This is a genomic window from Nocardiopsis xinjiangensis YIM 90004, from assembly GCF_000341145.1.
GTDB lineage: Bacteria > Actinomycetota > Actinomycetes > Streptosporangiales > Streptosporangiaceae > Nocardiopsis > Nocardiopsis xinjiangensis.
In genome coordinates this window covers 70,294-86,277 of the sequence record NZ_ANBE01000011.1, presented here as the reverse complement: position 1 = coordinate 86,277, position 15,984 = coordinate 70,294, and the positions used below count along the sequence as shown (strand labels likewise).

At 69.2% G+C, this 15,984-nt stretch carries 14 protein-coding genes and 1 riboswitch; of the genes, 12 read left to right on the top strand and 2 right to left on the bottom strand.

Annotated elements, in window-relative coordinates:
• Nucleotides 1–16 precede the first annotated feature (16 nt).
• From D473_RS27620 to D473_RS0107670, 4 genes are all read left to right on the top strand, one after another.
• Nucleotides 17–157 carry a GPGG-motif small membrane protein gene (locus D473_RS27620; protein WP_017608500.1) on the top strand — a complete coding sequence of 47 codons (141 nt, stop codon included), beginning with the start codon at nt 17–19 and terminating at the stop codon, nt 155–157.
• Nucleotides 158–331: 174 nt separating this feature from the next.
• Nucleotides 332–1,129 (top strand): FAD-dependent thymidylate synthase, encoded by a 798-nt coding sequence (thyX, locus tag D473_RS0107680; protein ID WP_017608499.1) that lies wholly within the window; start codon nt 332–334, stop codon nt 1,127–1,129.
• A gap of 263 nt (nt 1,130–1,392) precedes the next feature.
• Complete coding sequence (locus tag D473_RS0107675; protein ID WP_017608498.1) at nt 1,393–2,454, top strand: DUF2382 domain-containing protein; 1,062 nt, start codon at nt 1,393–1,395, stop codon at nt 2,452–2,454.
• Between the two features lie 116 nt (nt 2,455–2,570).
• Nucleotides 2,571–3,956, top strand: coding sequence for a flavin monoamine oxidase family protein (locus tag D473_RS0107670; RefSeq protein WP_017608497.1), 1,386 nt, complete (start codon nt 2,571–2,573; stop codon nt 3,954–3,956).
• A gap of 25 nt (nt 3,957–3,981) precedes the next feature.
• Here D473_RS0107670 and D473_RS0107665 read toward each other — a convergent pair whose 3' ends face one another.
• Nucleotides 3,982–4,782, bottom strand: a complete 801-nt coding sequence (locus D473_RS0107665) for a hypothetical protein (protein WP_017608496.1) — start codon at nt 4,780–4,782, stop codon at nt 3,982–3,984.
• A gap of 128 nt (nt 4,783–4,910) precedes the next feature.
• On the opposite strand from D473_RS0107665, the gene D473_RS0107660 reads away from it, so the two are divergent.
• From D473_RS0107660 to D473_RS0107650, 3 genes are all read left to right on the top strand, one after another.
• A complete protein-coding gene (locus D473_RS0107660; protein ID WP_017608495.1) occupies nt 4,911–6,776 on the top strand; it encodes a carbon starvation CstA family protein in 1,866 nt (621 codons plus the stop codon).
• 102 nt (nt 6,777–6,878) lie between these two features.
• Nucleotides 6,879–7,130, top strand: a complete 252-nt coding sequence (locus D473_RS0107655) for a cory-CC-star protein (RefSeq protein WP_033352958.1) — start codon at nt 6,879–6,881, stop codon at nt 7,128–7,130.
• Nucleotides 7,121–8,047: an ArsA family ATPase gene (locus D473_RS0107650; protein WP_017608493.1), complete on the top strand. Its 927-nt coding sequence runs from the start codon at nt 7,121–7,123 to the stop codon at nt 8,045–8,047. The genes D473_RS0107655 and D473_RS0107650 overlap by 10 nt, the downstream gene beginning before the upstream one ends.
• A gap of 68 nt (nt 8,048–8,115) precedes the next feature.
• Here D473_RS0107650 and D473_RS0107645 read toward each other — a convergent pair whose 3' ends face one another.
• A complete protein-coding gene (locus tag D473_RS0107645; protein ID WP_017608492.1) occupies nt 8,116–9,282 on the bottom strand; it encodes an RNA-guided endonuclease InsQ/TnpB family protein in 1,167 nt (388 codons plus the stop codon).
• Nucleotides 9,283–9,495: 213 nt separating this feature from the next.
• Between D473_RS0107645 and D473_RS0107640 the strand changes: the two genes are divergently transcribed.
• The 5 genes from D473_RS0107640 (at nt 9,496) to D473_RS0107620 (ending at nt 15,646) form a co-directional block, all read left to right on the top strand.
• The gene (locus D473_RS0107640; protein ID WP_051042986.1) at nt 9,496–10,224 is read left to right on the top strand and encodes a CDP-alcohol phosphatidyltransferase family protein; all 729 of its coding nucleotides are present in this window, start codon (nt 9,496–9,498) and stop codon (nt 10,222–10,224) included.
• Nucleotides 10,225–10,377: 153 nt separating this feature from the next.
• Nucleotides 10,378–12,936, top strand: coding sequence for a mannose-1-phosphate guanyltransferase (locus D473_RS0107635; protein ID WP_017608490.1), 2,559 nt, complete (start codon nt 10,378–10,380; stop codon nt 12,934–12,936).
• Nucleotides 12,937–13,553: 617 nt separating this feature from the next.
• Entirely contained in the window at nt 13,554–14,096 is a 543-nt protein-coding gene (locus D473_RS0107630; RefSeq protein ID WP_017608489.1) for an FHA domain-containing protein, read from the top strand.
• A gap of 159 nt (nt 14,097–14,255) precedes the next feature.
• Complete coding sequence (locus D473_RS0107625) at nt 14,256–14,726, top strand: bifunctional nuclease family protein (RefSeq protein ID WP_026126708.1); 471 nt, start codon at nt 14,256–14,258, stop codon at nt 14,724–14,726.
• A gap of 431 nt (nt 14,727–15,157) precedes the next feature.
• Nucleotides 15,158–15,646, top strand: a complete 489-nt coding sequence (locus D473_RS0107620) for a MerR family transcriptional regulator (RefSeq protein WP_083917926.1) — start codon at nt 15,158–15,160, stop codon at nt 15,644–15,646.
• Between the two features lie 166 nt (nt 15,647–15,812).
• A riboswitch (glycine riboswitch) is annotated at nt 15,813–15,903 on the top strand.
• The last annotated feature ends 81 nt before the right edge of the window (nt 15,904–15,984 follow it).

Here is a 15,984-nt window from a genome sequence, read left to right as displayed (position 1 = left end):
CGGACAGAGGGCGGGCATGGGACTCCTGCTGACGATTCTCGGAATCATCGTTCTCGTCTCCGGCGTGCTCGGGGTGATCCGAGGACAACTCCTGTGGGGCATCGTCCTCATCGTCATCGGACTCGCCCTCACCCCGGGCTACTTCTACGGCTTCTGAGGCCCTGTCGGCCCCGGGCCCACGATCGGGCGGGGCGGGCCCGGGGCCGCAGCCGTGTACCCTCGTACGTGGCTGTTCAGCCCCGCCCCACTCGTGCAACCGTGCCCTGACAAGAAGCAGGTCACGGCACTCACGCGTGCCCGGAGCGGGGGGAGTATCAACGGGAGGCAAACCGTGCAGAGGGTCGAGCCGCAGGTACGACTGGTCGCGCGTCCGCAGGTGGACTACGAGGCGATCACCGACTACCTCGAGGAGGTCGGGGGCCAAGCGTGGCTGGAGCGGTTCGACCGCGGTGAGCTCGACACCCACCTCAACGACCCGCAGAACCTCGCCGAGTTCGCGGGCCGCCTGTGCTACCGCTCCTGGGAGCCGGGCCTGAACCCCAACGTCACGCGCGTGCGCACCGACCAGGACGCCTACCTGGGCAATCTCCTGCGCAGCATGCACGGTTCGGTCCTGGAACACATCAGCTTCAGCTTCGTGCTCCACAACGTCTCCCGCGTGCTCACCCATGAGCTCATCAGGCACCGCCCCGGCGTCGCCGTCTCCCAGGAGTCGCTGCGCTTCGTGCGCCTGACCGACCTGCCGTTCTGGTTCCCCGACTGGGCCGAGGACGACCCCGAGCTCATGGAACGCGCCACCGAGATGCTCGGGAAGATGGAAGAGTTCCAGTTCTGGATGGCCGAGCACTTCGGTCTGGACGACGACGGGGTCAAATTCTCGGAGAAGAAACACAAGACCTCCTTCATGCGCCGTTTCGCCCCCGAGGGCGTGGCCACCGGCCTGGTGTGGACCGCCAACGTGCGCACCCTGCGCCACGCCCTCGAGGCCCGTACCGCTCCCGGGGCCGAAGAGGAGATCCGCCTGCTGTTCGACCGCATCGGGAGCACCCTGAAGGAGGAGGCCCCGGCGCTGTTCGGCGACTACACGGTGGAGGACGGGTCCTGGGTGCCCGAGTGGCGCAAGGTCTGAGCCTTCGTCCCACGATCCACGCGCCCGCCGCCGGCCCCCTCCGGCGGCGGGCGCGCCCGTGTGCGCGTCCGCGCCCGCCCAAGTGCGCGTCAAGGTTGGGCATGGGTTCTCCCCATACTGTGGGCCCGGCATCGTCGTTCCTGGTAGTTACGGGTATGAGACCGCCCAGTGCGGAGCGGGCGACCCCTCGGGGCGTCCGCCACCGGCGGGGGGCGACCCGCAGGCGCTCCAGTCCCGTGAACCATCCAAGAACGGGGAAGACCGTGGCACACGATCTCAGGCCGGAGAACCTCATCGGACACCAGCTCCTGGACGGAGAAGGGCACAGCGTCGGCAAGATCAACCAGGTCTACCTGGACGACCGCACCAACGAACCCAGCTGGGTCTCGGTGCACACCGGGTTGTTCGGGCGCAAGGAGACCCTGGTGCCGCTGCAGGGCGCCCAACCGCAACAGGAGGACCTTCAGGTCCCCTACGACAAGGCCACCGTCAAGGACGCGCCGCACGTCGAATCGGGGAGCCACATCTCACCGGAGACCGAAGCAGAGGTCAGGGACTACTACGCAGAACGCGGCATGGCCCCCGACCAGCGGGGCGGACGGCACGAGAGAGAGCAGTCCGCGGCCCGCGAGAGCGAAGACAGCAGGGCGCCCGGAACCGGGTACTCCGAGGCCGATGTCTCGATGCCCGAGGGCGACGAACACGCGGAGACGGCCCCGCCGATGGCCGCCACCGAACCGGACACCGAGGCCACCGGGACCGAGGACCAGATCACCGAGTCGGGCACGCCCGGGGTCATGTCCCCGGACGGCTCGAGAACCGGTACCGGGATGCCCGGTGAGACCGAGGCCGGGACCGCACGGCGTCCCGACACCGTCCCTCTGACCGGGCACACGGAGGCCGAGCAGGGCCCCGGGACCGCAACCGTGCCTTCCCAGTCCGACTCCGTCGACGACATCGCGATGACCCGTTCCGAGGAGCAGGTCGACCTCGGTGTCGAACGTGTGGAGACCGGCCGGGCCCGCCTGCACAAGTACGTCGACAACGAGAACTTCGAGGAGACGGTGACCCTGCGCCACGAGGAGCTGGACATCGAGCGCCGGCCCGTGGAGGAGGGCGAGGACTTCGAGGCCGACATCGCCGAGGACGAAGAGGTCTTCACTCTCTACGAGGAACGGGTCGTGGTCTCCAAACACCAGGTCCCCGTCGAACGCGTCCACGTGCGCAAGCGCATGGTCAGCCATGAGGAGCGCGTGCAGGGCACGCGTCTGAGCGAACGCATCGAGCTGGAGGACGAGGAAGGCAACTCGCCCGCACAGGCATGACCGGGGCCCGGGCCGGTGGGGTGGGCACGCCCCACCGGCCGGGTGTGTCTTCCGGACGCAGCACACGGGGCGCGCTTAGGGTCGCACCGTCGGTCACGAGCACGGAGGGGGAGCGTATGGCTGACCGGGAGGACGCCAGCGAGGACAGCACCGAGGAGGAGGTCGCCGGCGACCGACCGGGGCACACCGAACCCGACCCGCGCGGCCGGGAGGCCGCCCCGGGGCACGGACACACCCTCGTCGTCGGCGCCGGTATGGCCGGCCTGGCCGCCGCGGACCGTCTGGCCGAGGGCGGTGAGCGTGTCACCGTGATCGAGGGACGGGACCGCACCGGCGGACGCATCCACTCCGTGCGCGACTGGGAGGGAACCGTCCTGGACGCCGGGGCCTCCTGGATGCACGGCGAGGAGAGCAACCCGCTCTCGAACCTGGTCCGGGAGACGGGGGCGCGCACCTCCGTCTTCAACCGCTCCACCGAGACCGCCTACGACCCCAAGGGGCGGCGACTGCTCTTCGACCGGCACCGGCGCAACATGGAGGACGTCAACCTCCTGCAGGAACACATGTACTGGACCACCGTCGGCGCCGGCAGACGCGAGTCCATGGCCGAGGGCATCGACCAGGCCCTCCTGGACGCCAACCTCTTCCGCGGGCGTGCCCGCGACGCCAAGGAGATCGCCCACCGCTTCATCGAGTCCGACCACGGGGCCCAGCCCGAGGAGGTCACCTTCTCCGCGATGGGCGCCATGAGTGAGTTCAGCGGCGACGACGTGGTCTTTCCCGACGGGATGGACCAGCTGACCGATCATCTCGCACGCGGCCTCGACGTGCGCCTGGAACACACGGTCACCTCGGTCTCCCACGACGGTGACGGTGTCCGTGTGGGTGTGGAGGGTCCCGCAGGTGAGGAGACCCTGACCGGTGACCGGGTCCTGCTCACCCTGCCGCTGGGTGTGCTCAAGGCCGGGCAGGTCGACTTCGAACCGGGGTTGCCGGGGGAGAAGAGCGGCGCGATCGAACGTCTGGGCAACGGGCGCCTGGAGAAACTCTTCCTGCGCTTCGACCAGGTCTTCTGGGGCGACGCCGAGGTTCTGGTGCACCTGGGTACCGAAGCGGGTACCTGGTTCCATTGGTACGCCGCCCAACGTGTGCTGGGCGCACCCGTCCTGATCTGCCGCAACGGCGGGCGCGCGGCCCGATTCCTGGAGGGGATGGAGGAGGGCGAGGCCGTCGAGCACGCCATGGCCTCGATCCGCAAGATGTTCCGCAAGGCACCCGACCCGGTCGATCACCTGATCACCGACTGGATGGCGGACCCCTTCGCCCGGGGGAGCTTCTCCTACACGGCCGTCGGGGCCTCCGACGCCGACCGCACGATGCTGGCCGAGCCGATCGGTGAGCGGGTCTTCTTCGCGGGAGAGGCCACCGAGGTCGAGCACTCCGCCACCGTGTACGGGGCGATGCTCTCGGGCCTGCGCGAGGCCACCCACATCCTGGGGTGAGGAAGGCCGGCACGTGCCCGACAGCTCAGAGCCGCTCGCGGCGTTCCACCTCCTTCACCCCGGCCGTGCAGGCCCGCCCGACCTCGCGGTGGTTGCGCAGCCGCTCCAGCAGCCCGAACGGCCCGGGGGAGGGGTCGGGTCCACCGTCGGAACCGGTCACGGCCAACTCCTGGCCGTTGAGCCGGCCCCGGCGGGTCCAACGCTCCCAGCGTTCGAAGTCGGGACTGGCCTGGTGGCCGAAGACCAGCACCGGCTCGCCGCGCCCCTCGAGCGCGGAGCCGTCGCGGTCCTCCACCCGCAGGGACGGGCCGCCACGCAGTGACCAGTCGGGGGAGGAGACCACCCGTACCGCCGCGTCACCGCGTTCCTCGCGCACCAACAGCGCGTGGCCGGCCGAAGCCCGCGGTCTCACTGTGTGGACGGCCTCGGCCTCGGAAAGGGTGACCACGGCGCGGCCCATCCACCACCAATTCTCGTTGCGCGCCAGAAGGCTGCCCGCGCGGAGCCGGGTGGGTGGATGTTTGCTCGCTTCCTGTTCCACGAGTTCTCCGCCGAAAATCTTTCCGCGCGGATCCTGACGCACCTGGACCGGGCCTGTGGCCACCTGCCCGGGGCGGTCGGGGGCGGAGAGACCCGGGACGGTCACGCTGAGCGCGGCACGCCCAGGCAGGGAGTCGATCTCGGCCAACAGGGACAGCGGCAGGGCGGCGCACGGGCGGCCCTTGTCCTCCAACGGCACCACGGGAATGCCGCACGGTCCGCCGGGGGTGAGCCAACTCAGTTCGGCGACCGAGGACCGTCGCCACAGATCATGAAAGTCCTGCACAAGGCGTCCCTTTCGGAGGGGTATCACGCATGTTAACTTCTGTGGCACCTTAAAGGACCGGCCCCCACCTGGGCACCTTTTCCACGTCCCAGCATTCGGGACAGCTAGCAGTGAGGACGTCTCCCCCTATGCCCGCAGCAGCGGTACTCCTCGGTACCCTGGCGCTCTTCGCCCTGGGATACCGCTTCTACTCCGTCTACCTGGCCAAACGGGTCTACGCGTTGGAACCGTCCTTCGTCACCCCGGCGCACGCCTACAACGACGGTGTGGACTTCGTTCCGACGAACAAGCACATCGTGCTGGCCCACCACTTCATCTCCGTGGCCGGCGCGGCCCCGATCGTGGGCCCCGCGATCGCGGTCTTCTGGGGGTGGGGGCCTGCTCTGCTGTGGGTGGTGCTGGGAACCGTCTTCGCCGCCGGGGCCCACGACTTCGGTTCCATCGCCGTCTCGGTCCGCCACAAGGGCCGCAGCATCGGCACCCTGGCCGGCGACGTCATCAGCCGGCGCGCGCGAGTGCTGTTCCTGCTGATCATCTTCTTCCTGGTCACGATGGTCAACGCGGTCTTCGCCATCGTCGTGGCCGGTCTGCTGGAACAGCACCCCGAGGCCGTCCTGCCGACCGCTGTCAGCCTGCCGCTGGCCGTCGCCGTCGGCCAGCTCGTCTACCGCAGGCGCAGCGCCGCGCTCCTGCCCTCCCTGGTCGCGCTGGTCGCGCTCTACGCCTGCATCCCGCTGGGCCAGGCCCTGCCCCTCACTCTGGACCCGGTCGCCCAGGCCACCGGTATCAGCACCACCGTGATGTGGATCCTCATCCTGTTCCTGTACGCCTACATCGCCTCCCGCCTGCCGGTGTGGATGCTGCTGCAGCCGCGCGACTACATCAACCAGCACCAGATGGTGGTGGCGCTGGTCGTGATCGCCGTCGGTGTGCTCGTGGGCATGAACACCATCGCCGCCCCGCTCCTGCGCGAGGACGTCCCGGCCGATTCGCCCTCGATCTTCCCGCTGCTGTTCGTCACCATCGCCTGCGGCGCGGTCTCGGGCTTCCACAGCCTGGTCGCCTCGGGTACCACCTCCAAACAGATCGAGAAGGAGACCGACTCCCGCTACGTGGGTTACATGGCCGCGCTCGGGGAGGGATCCCTGGCCCTGGCCTCGATCCTGGCCTGCACCGCCGGTGTGATGCTCTTCAGCGGGAACCAGGGCCTGGAGTGGTCCGGTCTCTACGCCACCTGGGCCGACGCCGGGGCCGACCCGCAGGGCATGTTCGTCGACGGTGTGGCGGGCTTCGCCGGCAACATCGGTGTCCCCGAGGGCACCGCGCAGGTCTTCGGCGCGCTCATCATCGTCAGCTTCGCCGTGACCACCCTGGACACCGCGGTCCGGCTCAAGCGCTACATCCTGCAGGAGATGTCGCTCCTGGCGGCGGACCGGTTCGAGGCCGGCAGCACCGCGAACCGCGCCTTCCGGGGCTTTTCCCGCAACCTGAACATCACCACCCTGGTCGCGGTGGCCCTGCCCTTCGGCCTTGCCATGGTGCCCGGCGACTTCGCGCTGGGCACGCTGTGGGTGCTCTTCGGTACCACCAACCAGCTCACCGCCGGGCTGGCCCTGGCGGTCATCGCGGTCTGGGTGGCCAAGCGCCGCCGCAACCCGGTCATGATCGTCATTCCGCTGGTGTTCCTGCTGTTCATGACGGTCTGGGCGCTCATCGACCAGCTCATCGGTTTCATCGACACCGAAAGCGCCCTGGACACGTTCCTGCTGGCGCCGCTGGACACGATCATCCTGCTCCTGGCGCTGTGGATGATCGTGGAGTCCTTCATCGCCCTGCGCAGCGCATTCAAGGGCACCGCCGACCCCATCGACCCCTCCGCCGAGACCGACCAGATCGCCGTCGAGAGCAGCACCGTCGTCGGCTCCCGCAAGGAGACCCCGGAGGCCGGGGCCGGCGGATCCGCCGGCCAGGACGGCCCGGCGGAGGAGAAGTAAGATGCGCCGCACCGATCAGGACCGCACGCGGGCGTGCACCGCGTGAGCGTCGAGGACCGAGGCGCCGGGCCCGGCCGACCGAGCCGGACCTGGCGCCGCCTCATGAGGGCCTGGCGCCGTTTCGAGGACTTCCACCAGCAGGTCTTCGAGGCGCGCTGGGGCCGCGCCCGCACACGCGAGGCCCGCACTCAGCAGGACACCCTGCGTGCCCTGCTGCTCACCGAGACCCTGGGTGTGGACAACCCTGTCGCCTACGAAACACTGGACCTGATCCCGTACATGGTTGCCGACCTGCACGAGTGGCACCAGCGCATGGGGCGGGACGACTTCGGGGGACCGGGAGGATGCTGTTGAGCGCGCCCATCACCTTCGTCGGCGGCAAGGGCGGCGTCGGCAAGACGACGCTGGCCGCCGCCCGCGCTCTGACCCTTGCCGGGCAGGGCCACCGGACCCTGGTGCTCTCCACCGACCCGGCGCACTCCCTGGGCGATGCCCTGGAACACGGCCTGGGCGATACGCCCGTCCAGGTGGCCCCGGACCTGTGGGCGGCCGAACCCGACGCCGACGCGGCCGTCCGGCGCCGGATCGCCCAGGTCGCCGACGACGCCCAGGATGCGGTGCCGCACGAGATCATGCCGGCGGTGCACCGGCACCTGAAGCAGGCCGGGTCCAGCCCGGGCATGGCCGAGTCGGCCCTGGCCGACCTGCTCGTGGACCGGATGGAGGAGGTCGGCAGCCGCTGGGACGCCCTGGTCGTGGACAGCGCCCCCACTGGCCACCTGCTGCGCCTGCTCAACCTGCCGACCCTGCTCACACCGTGGGTGATGGGGCTGACCCGCCAGCGCGAGAAGGCCGCTCGGGCCGAGGCCTTCGCCGACGTGGTCTCCGACCGCGGTCCGGACATGGCCGAGGACCCGCTCCTCAGGCGCCTCAACGAACGGCGCCACCGTCTGGAACGCGCCGCCGTACTGCTGCGCCAGGACTCCCGCGTGATGCTGGTGACCCTGGCCCGGCGCATGGTCCTGGCCGAGACCGCACGCACCGTCGAGCAGCTCTCCGAGGCCGGGTTCGGGCTGGCGCCGGTGGTGGTCAACCAGATCCCCGGCCCCGGTACGGCGGGCCCCGACACCGCCGAGGCGCTGCGGGCCACCCGCGAGCGTTTCGACGCACTGGGCGTGGTCGAGCTGGGCCTGCGTGAGAGCGAGCCGACCGGCACCAAAGCCCTGCGAGAGCTCGGTGCGGCCCTGCCCGAGTCAACTACCCGTGGCTGATAGCTACGGGCTTGCGGACAGGCGCCCACCTGGCCGGTAGGTCTCTCCTTCCGCGTCCAGCACCTTCCTCAGGTGGAGGGTGCTGGGGCGGTTGACCGGCGCCCCGCGTTCCACGCGGCCCGGCCCCTGCGGGCCAGGTTACGGGAAGCATGCACATCGGCATGCAGCACCACACCACAGCCCCGACAGACGAACCAGGCCCGAGAAGCCCGGTTACCTCTGTCGGTGTGCCCACACGCCGAGCAGGTCTGCGAGGAATAGGCCGGATCCACGACCACGACCGCCACCCCTGCCCTGCGAGCCTTGTAGACGATGAAGTCCCGCAACTGAGCGAAACTCCACGCATGCAACACGGAGCGTTGTTGTTTGGCCTGCCGTACCCGGCCACGGATCCCCCGAAGGTCCTCCAGGGCGATCCCGTGGCCGGTGCGTTCGGCCCGCTCCACGATGTGCTTGGAAATCCGGTGGTTCACATCCCGCGCCCGCCGCGCCTGGCGACGACGCCGGCGTTTGAGCACACGCTTGGCGCTCTTGGTGCCCTTCTTCTGAAGCTTGGCGCGCAACCGGTTCTGACGACGCCGGTACCTGTTCAGCCCCCGTCCGGCATACCGATCCCCCTCGGAGGTGGTGGCGATCTCCACGATGCCCGGATCCACCCCGACAAAGCCTTCCGGTTCGGTGTTGAGTGGCTGTTCGGGCACCTGGCAGGTGGCGGACAGAAACCACTGCCCGTCCTGGCAGAGCAGGTCGCTCTCACCTTGGCGGCAGGTGGCCAGGAGCTTGAGCTGCTCGGGGGAGCCGACAAAGGGCAGGTTCTTCATCCGCCCCCGGGTGGTCCAGATGGAGCCGGTGCGCGCATCCATCTGCCAGGACAGACACCGCGCATCAAACGGTTGGGCCGCATCACGGCGGAAGGTGATCGCACGGGCCTGGGCCCGTGCGCGGCGCTGTGAGCCCTTGCGCCCCAGGTTGCCGTTCTTCAGGTTCGCTTCCCTGGTGGTGTAGGCGTCGGCGACCTTGCCCAGCACCCGTACTGCCGGTTGGGCCGACAAACCGAAGTCGGCCTTCACCTCGTGGTAGAGCGCTTCCTGCAGGGCGTACTTGTGTCGGGCCCCGGTGGTCTGGGCGACCCGTGAGGCGTGGTCGGCCGCCCGGTTACAGGCATCCAGGGTCGCCGCAAGGGCCCTGGCCTGCTCCGGCGAGGGCACCAGCTTGACGCGCACGGTCACCTTCATGATCGAACACGTTAGCGAACCACCACCGGTGACGGGGCGTGAACGGGAAAACTTCTTCCGTTTCCTGTGGCTTGGGCCGCCAACTCACAGGTGTGGTGAGTGGGGCGTTTCCTGCCGGGCGTGAACGCCCGGGCTTCCACGCCCAAAAACAGGTGAAGCCGGTGTTGACCGCCCTGGCTGTCCGCCGGGTGCCCGGCGGTTATCGTTGGCGCCATGGGGAGATCGGATCACGACGGCAGTCTCGAAGCGGGGGGCGATGTGGGCAACCCGGCGGTCAGTGACCGCATCTGGACGGTTCCCAACCTCCTGAGCATGCTCCGGTTGTTGGGTGTGCCGCTGTTCCTGTGGCTCGTCCTTGTTCCCAGGGCCGACGTCCTGGCCCTGATCGTGCTGGCCCTGGCCGGGCTCAGCGACTGGCTCGACGGCAAGATCGCCCGCGCCTGGAACCAGGCCACCAAGCTGGGACAGATCCTCGATCCCCTGGCAGACCGGCTCTACATCTTCGCTGCGCTGCTGGGTCTGGTCGTACGCGGGATCGTGCCGTGGTGGCTCATGGCCATCCTCGTGCTGCGTGATGTCCTCATCCTCGGTGCCCTGCCGTTGCTGCGCCACTTCGGTTACGGCCCGCTCCCGGTCAACTTCGCCGGCAAGGCCGCGACCCTGTGCCTGCTCTACGCCTTCCCACTGTTGTTCCTGGCCGGATATCCGGGGGTCGTGGGAGACGGCGCCCGAATCATGGGTTGGGCCTTCGCGCTGTGGGGAACGGCTCTTTACTGGTGGGCCGGACTGCTCTACGCCGTGCAGGGGCTGCGTCTGATCGCTCGGACCCGACGCGAGGAACGCGCCGATCGAACGGGGTCTTCCCATGAGGTCTCCGACAGCGACGCCTCGGGCCACGGCCGGGCCGGTTCGACCCGGCCCGGAGACGTCGGAGACCGCTGACGCAGCGCGGGACGGCTCACCCCGAGTCCATCCGGATGAAAGGGAGTGTCGTCTCCGCATGAGCACATGTCCCGCTGCGCGCGACGGTGCACGTCGCCTGCCGCACGAACCCACCAGAGCCCCCGCACGCGTGTCCGTACGGAGGTTCAGGCGATGAGCAGCCCGACCGAGCCCGGGGCCGCTCCCACCGAGGACCCCGCACCTGCCATGAAGGCCGTCGTGATGGCCGGCGGCGAAGGCACACGCCTGCGGCCCATGACCGCCAACCAGCCCAAACCGCTGCTCCCGGTGGTCAACAAGCCCATCATGGAGCACGTTCTGCGCCTGCTCCGACGGCACGGTTTCTCCGAGACCGTCGTGACCGTGCAGTTCCTCGCCACCCTGATCCGCAACTACTTCGGTGACGGCGAGGAACTCGGGATGGAACTGAACTACGTCGCCGAGGAGGTACCGCTGGGTACCGCCGGCAGCGTGAAGAACGCCGAGGAGTACCTGCGTGGCGAACCCTTCATGGTCATCTCCGGTGACGCGCTCACCGACATCGACCTCACCGACATGGTCCGCTTCCACCGCGAGAGCGGCGCCAAGGTCACCATCGCCCTCAAGCGGGTACCCAACCCGCTCGAGTTCGGCATCATCATCGTCGACGAGCAAGGGCGTATCCAGCGTTTCCTGGAAAAACCCACCTGGGGCCAGGTCTTCTCCGACACCGTCAACACCGGCATCTACATCATGGAGCCCGAGGTCCTCGAAAGAGTGGCCGAGAACGAGGTCGTGGACTGGTCCGGTGACGTCTTTCCCGAACTGCTGGCCGAGGGCGAGCCCCTTTACGGGTACGTCGCCGACGGCTACTGGGAGGACGTGGGTACCCACGAGAGTTACCTGAGCGCCCAGGCCGACGTCCTCTCCGGCAAGGTCGACGTCGAGATCGACGGGTTCGAGGTCTCCCCCGGGGTCTGGGTCGGGGAGGGGGCCGAGGTCGCCCGCAGCGCCGTCCTCAAGGGCCCGCTCTACGTCGGCGATTACGCCAAGATCGAGGCCGGCGCGGAGCTGCGCGAGTACACCGTCGTGGGCAGCAACGCCGTGGTGCGCGCGGAGGCCTTCGCCCACCGCACCGTCCTGCACGACAACGTCTTCATCGGACGCGGCGCCAATCTGCGTGGCACGGTGGTCGGAAAGAACACCGACATCATGTCCGCGGTGCGTGTGGAGGAGGGCGCGGTCGTGGGCGAGGACTGCGTCATCGAGTCCGAGGCCTACGTGCACAACGACGTCAAGGTCTACCCGTTCAAGACCATCGAGGCCGGGGCGGTGGTCAATTCCAACGTCGTCTGGGAGTCGAGGGGCCAGCGGTCCCTGTTCGGTCCCCGCGGCGTCTCGGGTCTGATCAACGTGGAGATCACCCCGGAGCTGGCCGTGCGCCTGGCCAACGCCTACGCCACCACGCTCAAGAAGGGCGCGATCGTCACCACCTCGCGTGACGTCTCCCGTGGTGCGCGCACCCTCAAGCGCGCCATCATCAGCGCCCTGACGGCCGCCGCCATCGAGGTGCGCGACCTGGAGGTGGCGGCGCTGCCGGTGGCCCGTTTCCTCACCGCCAAGACCGAGGTCGCCGGCGGTATCGCCGTGCGCACCAGCCCCGGGGACCCGGAGTCGGTCGACATCGTCTTCCTCGACGGGGACGGGGCCGACCTGTCGCCGGGTGCCCAGCGCAAGCTCGACCGCGTCTTCTCCCGCGCGGAGTACCGGCGGGCCTTCCCCGGCGAGATCGGGGAGCTCTCCTTCCCCTCACGCAACGTGGAGACCTACGCGCACGACCTGCTGCGCTCGGTGGACACCTCCGGGGTGGCCGAGGCCGAGCTCAAGGTCGTGGTCGATTGTGCGGGCGGTACCAGCTCGCTCATCCTGCCCTCCTTGCTCGGCCGGATGGGGGTGGACGTGCTCACCGTCAATAACCGGTTGGACGAGGACTCGCCCACCGACACCGACGTCAAGAAGACGCGCGACCTGGACCGCTTGGGCGAGCTCGTGGCCGGATCCAACGCGGACTTCGGGGTTCGGTTCGACCCGGTGGCCGAGCGGCTCTCCATCGTCGACGAGAACGGTTCTCCGATCGACAACGACCGTGCGCTGCTGGCGGTGCTGGACCTGGTGGCGGCCGAGCGCGGCCGCGGCACCGTGGCGCTGCCGGTGACCACCACCCGCGTCGCCGAGACCGTCGCCGATTCGCACGGTCTCCGGGTGAGCTGGACCCCAACGGCCACGCACGAGCTCACCAAGGCGGTGCGGGCCGGCGGCGAGGACATCGTCTTCGCCGGGGACGGGCGCGGCGGTTTCGTCGTGCCCGAGTTCGGACCCACCAGCGACGGCATCGCCGCGTTCGTGCGGCTCCTGGGACTGGTGGCGCGCTCCCGCCGCTCGGTCGGCCAGATCGACCGGCGCATCCCTCAGGCGCACCTGCTGCGCCGTTCGGTACCCACGCCGTGGGCGGTCAAGGGCAGTGTCATGCGCTCGGTCGTGGAGGCCGCAGGGGAACGGGAACTGGACACTACCGACGGTGTGCGTGTGGTCGAGCCCGACGGGAGTTGGGCACTGGTGCTCCCGGACACCGCCGAGGCCGTCACCCATCTTTGGGCCGAAGGTCCCGACTCCGACATCGCGCACCGCCTGCTCGACGAATGGGCCGCGGTCGTGGAGCGGGCCGAGGGCTGACCCCGCCGGTGGGGCGGGGCCCGTCACCCGGTGACAGGCCCCGCCCCGGTCGGCCCGCGGCGTTCGTACGAAGCCTCGCACCCGGGCGAAAGCGGGCGATTTCCGGGGCGAAGCCGCAGTTCAGGGCCCTGCCGGGAAGAATTTCGGCAATTCCTCGGTTGAGGGGAGAACCAAACGCCTCCCGGCCGCATCAGCACCAGCACAGGTGTCCACCCGCAAAGCCGTGTCGTTCCGGCCCCCGGCCCGGGATCCGGCCCTCGTCCGTGCGGCGGTCCCGGGCCGGCCCGGAACCGGCTGTCCCCGGCAGGCCTGGGAGGAGCAAAGCCCTGTCTGGACAGGGATATGGTTTAAAGTCGAGTGTTCCCTGAGCGCCGAGTCACCGCCCGCTCGGGGGGGTTCCGCAATGGTGGAGACACCTCCCGGAGAGTGACAAGGAGTACAACATGGGGGAAAAGACCTAGCGACCGACCGTGCGAGGTGTCCTCGCCGCAGTGACGGCGAACCGCCTCGCCTCGTTCCCGGCGGTGTGCGGGCCAGGCGTCCGCACCGGCTCGGGGGCGTGTCACCGATCAGCCGAATCAAGCACCGCCCCGTGCGGTAGGAGGCCGAGCCGACCTATGTCGAGCGTTTACTGCACGCAGTGCGGTCACGCCGTTGCGGATGATGCCCGTTTCTGCTCCCACTGTGGAACCCCCGTCCGCAGGGCCGAACAGGAGAGCCCTCGGCCCCAAGGGGGAGGGGACTCCGCCGGAGATGTCACGTCCACCATCTCGATCTCCGGTATCCAGGTCCTGGACGAGGAGGAATCAGGGGAGGATCCCGGGGGCGAGGACCAGAGCAGCGCCGACGCGCTTCCTCCCGGAACGGCCCTGCTCGTGGTCCGGCGCGGCCCCAACGCCGGGAGCCGTTTCCTGCTGGACAGCGACGTGACCACCGCCGGCCGCCACCCCAACAGCGACATCTTCCTGGACGACGTGACCGTGTCGCGCCGCCACGTGGAATTCTTCCGCCGCGGCAACGGCTTCGGTGTGCGCGACGTCGGTAGCCTCAACGGCACCTACGTCAACCGTGAGCCGGTCGACGAGGCCGAACTGGGCGGTGGTGACGAGATCCAGATCGGTAAGTTCCGGATGGTCCTGTTGACCAAACCGCGTCGTTGAGCGGATCCTGCCGTGCGGTGGTGGGCCGGGAGGTTTGCGGCCCCCCGCCGCCGGAGAGCTTTGTAACGAAGGGTGCCGATTTCGCCTTCGGGGCCTGCACTCGATGACGAGCAGGCAAGAGCGCCCATCCGGCATGACGACTCGTGGGACGGAGACGCTGTGAAACACATGGAGGTCGTCGGCGTCCGGGTTGAGATGCCTTCGAACCAACCGATCGTCCTACTCAAGGAAGTGGACGGCGAGCGCTACTTGCCGATCTGGATCGGCGGGGTCGAGGCGACCGCCATCGCCTTGGCGCAACAGGGTGTGGCGCCCGCGCGGCCGCTGACGCACGATCTGTTCCGCGACGTGCTCGACGCGCTCGGCACCGGTCTGGAGGCGGTCCGCGTCACCGGCTTGTCCGACGGCATCTTCTATGCCGAGCTCGTCTTCGACAACGGGGTGGAGGTCAGCGCGCGTCCCTCGGACTCCATCGCTCTGGCACTGCGTACCGGTACCCCGATCTACGCGCACGAGGACGTGATCGAAGAGGCCGGCATGCCCATCCCCGATGAGCAGGAGGACCAGGTCGAGGCTTTCCGCGAGTTCCTGGACAACATCTCGCCCGAGGACTTCGGCCGCAAGACGTGAACACTGCCGCCGGTGCCGGGCCCGTACGCGGGTCCGGCACTCGTGTGCCTGCCCGACACAGTCGTGACCTGCGAAGACGCATGATTCGGCAATGATAGATTGGTCGGAGGACATGACTTTGGGAACCGGAGCCGATGCCTGTGGGCCCAGGGCGGGCCGGTGAACCCGCACCTTCTGCCCGCTCGCGCTGCGACGCGCCGTGTGGCGTCGTTGACGCTGCCTTTGCCTCGCCCTACCGTCGGTGCAGTGGAACCCACGGCGCATCCGTTCCCTCAAGCGGAGATCCCCTGTCGAGGCCGCCGTGGGACGAGAAGCCGGAGGTCGGCGTGGCGGTAGCGGGCGGCAAGCAGGATCCCCAGGACCGGAGGTCCGCGCTGCGACTGGCGGGGCAGCGGGGCCTACTCGGCGAAGAGGACGTGGTGGCGCTGCCTATGGACGTCGGTTATCGGGGCCCGGCGGCGTGTACAGCTGCCGGAGTGACCTACCGCCAACTGGACTACTGGGCCAGAACAGGCCTGGTGGAACCGAGTGTGCGCAACGGTGCCCAGAACGCCCCTCTCTACAGCCTCCCCGACATCCTTCTGCTCAAGGTGGCCAAGCGTTTGCTGGACACCGGTATCTCCCTGCAGCAGATCCGCACGGCCGTGGACCATCTGCGCGGGCGGGCCGCCCAGGACCTGGCCCGCATCACGCTGATGAGCGACGGCGTCAGCGTCTACGAGTGCACCTCGCCCGACGAGGTCGTCGACCTCATGCAGCGCGGCCAGGGCATGTTCGGGTTGGCGTTGGCCCATGTCTGGCGCGAGCTGGAGGAAGCGCTCGGTGTCGTCCCGCCCGAGGAGCGCGCCGATCTGCCGGAAGCCGCGCCGCAGGCCGTGGACGAGCTGGCCCGGCGCCGGCGCGAACGCCGCACCGGCTGAGGCGCCCGGGGCCCGTACGAGCCCCGGGCCGGCGCCCTGCACCCGGACGCGCTCGAGTGCCGGGTGGGCTGGGTGTTGTGAGGCACCATCGAGTACGGTCGTGGTCACAACAGGGAGAAAGCAGACATTTCCCTGTCCGTACGAGAAGACAGACTCAAGAGGCCGTCAATACCGCGCGGGAGAGACCTCGACATCGGGGCGCCGACGGGGCAATACTCCCCAGTAACCTCTCAGGCACCACGGACCGCGCGGAGGAGGCCACTCTGGAGCCGGAGCCCCGCGCCCGGCGACAGAGGGGGAGACCGTAAGGAACACCGCCGACCCGTTCGGCCCTGTCA

Excerpts from the sequence above, each read along its gene's own strand:
- D473_RS0107645 (WP_017608492.1), bottom strand. The coding sequence starts at position 9,282 with ATGAAGGTGACCGTGCGCGTCAAGCTGGTGCCCTCGCCGGAGCAGGCC.
- D473_RS0107640 (WP_051042986.1), top strand. The coding sequence starts at position 9,496 with ATGGGGAGATCGGATCACGACGGCAGTCTCGAAGCGGGGGGCGATGTG.
- D473_RS0107620 (WP_083917926.1), top strand. The coding sequence starts at position 15,158 with ATGGACGTCGGTTATCGGGGCCCGGCGGCGTGTACAGCTGCCGGAGTG.
- D473_RS0107650 (WP_017608493.1), top strand. The coding sequence starts at position 7,121 with ATGCTGTTGAGCGCGCCCATCACCTTCGTCGGCGGCAAGGGCGGCGTC.
- D473_RS0107655 (WP_033352958.1), top strand. The coding sequence starts at position 6,879 with ATGAGGGCCTGGCGCCGTTTCGAGGACTTCCACCAGCAGGTCTTCGAG.
- D473_RS0107670 (WP_017608497.1), top strand. The coding sequence starts at position 2,571 with ATGGCTGACCGGGAGGACGCCAGCGAGGACAGCACCGAGGAGGAGGTC.
- D473_RS0107660 (WP_017608495.1), top strand. The coding sequence starts at position 4,911 with ATGCCCGCAGCAGCGGTACTCCTCGGTACCCTGGCGCTCTTCGCCCTG.
- D473_RS27620 (WP_017608500.1), top strand. The coding sequence starts at position 17 with ATGGGACTCCTGCTGACGATTCTCGGAATCATCGTTCTCGTCTCCGGC.
- D473_RS0107635 (WP_017608490.1), top strand. The coding sequence starts at position 10,378 with ATGAGCAGCCCGACCGAGCCCGGGGCCGCTCCCACCGAGGACCCCGCA.
- D473_RS0107630 (WP_017608489.1), top strand. The coding sequence starts at position 13,554 with ATGTCGAGCGTTTACTGCACGCAGTGCGGTCACGCCGTTGCGGATGAT.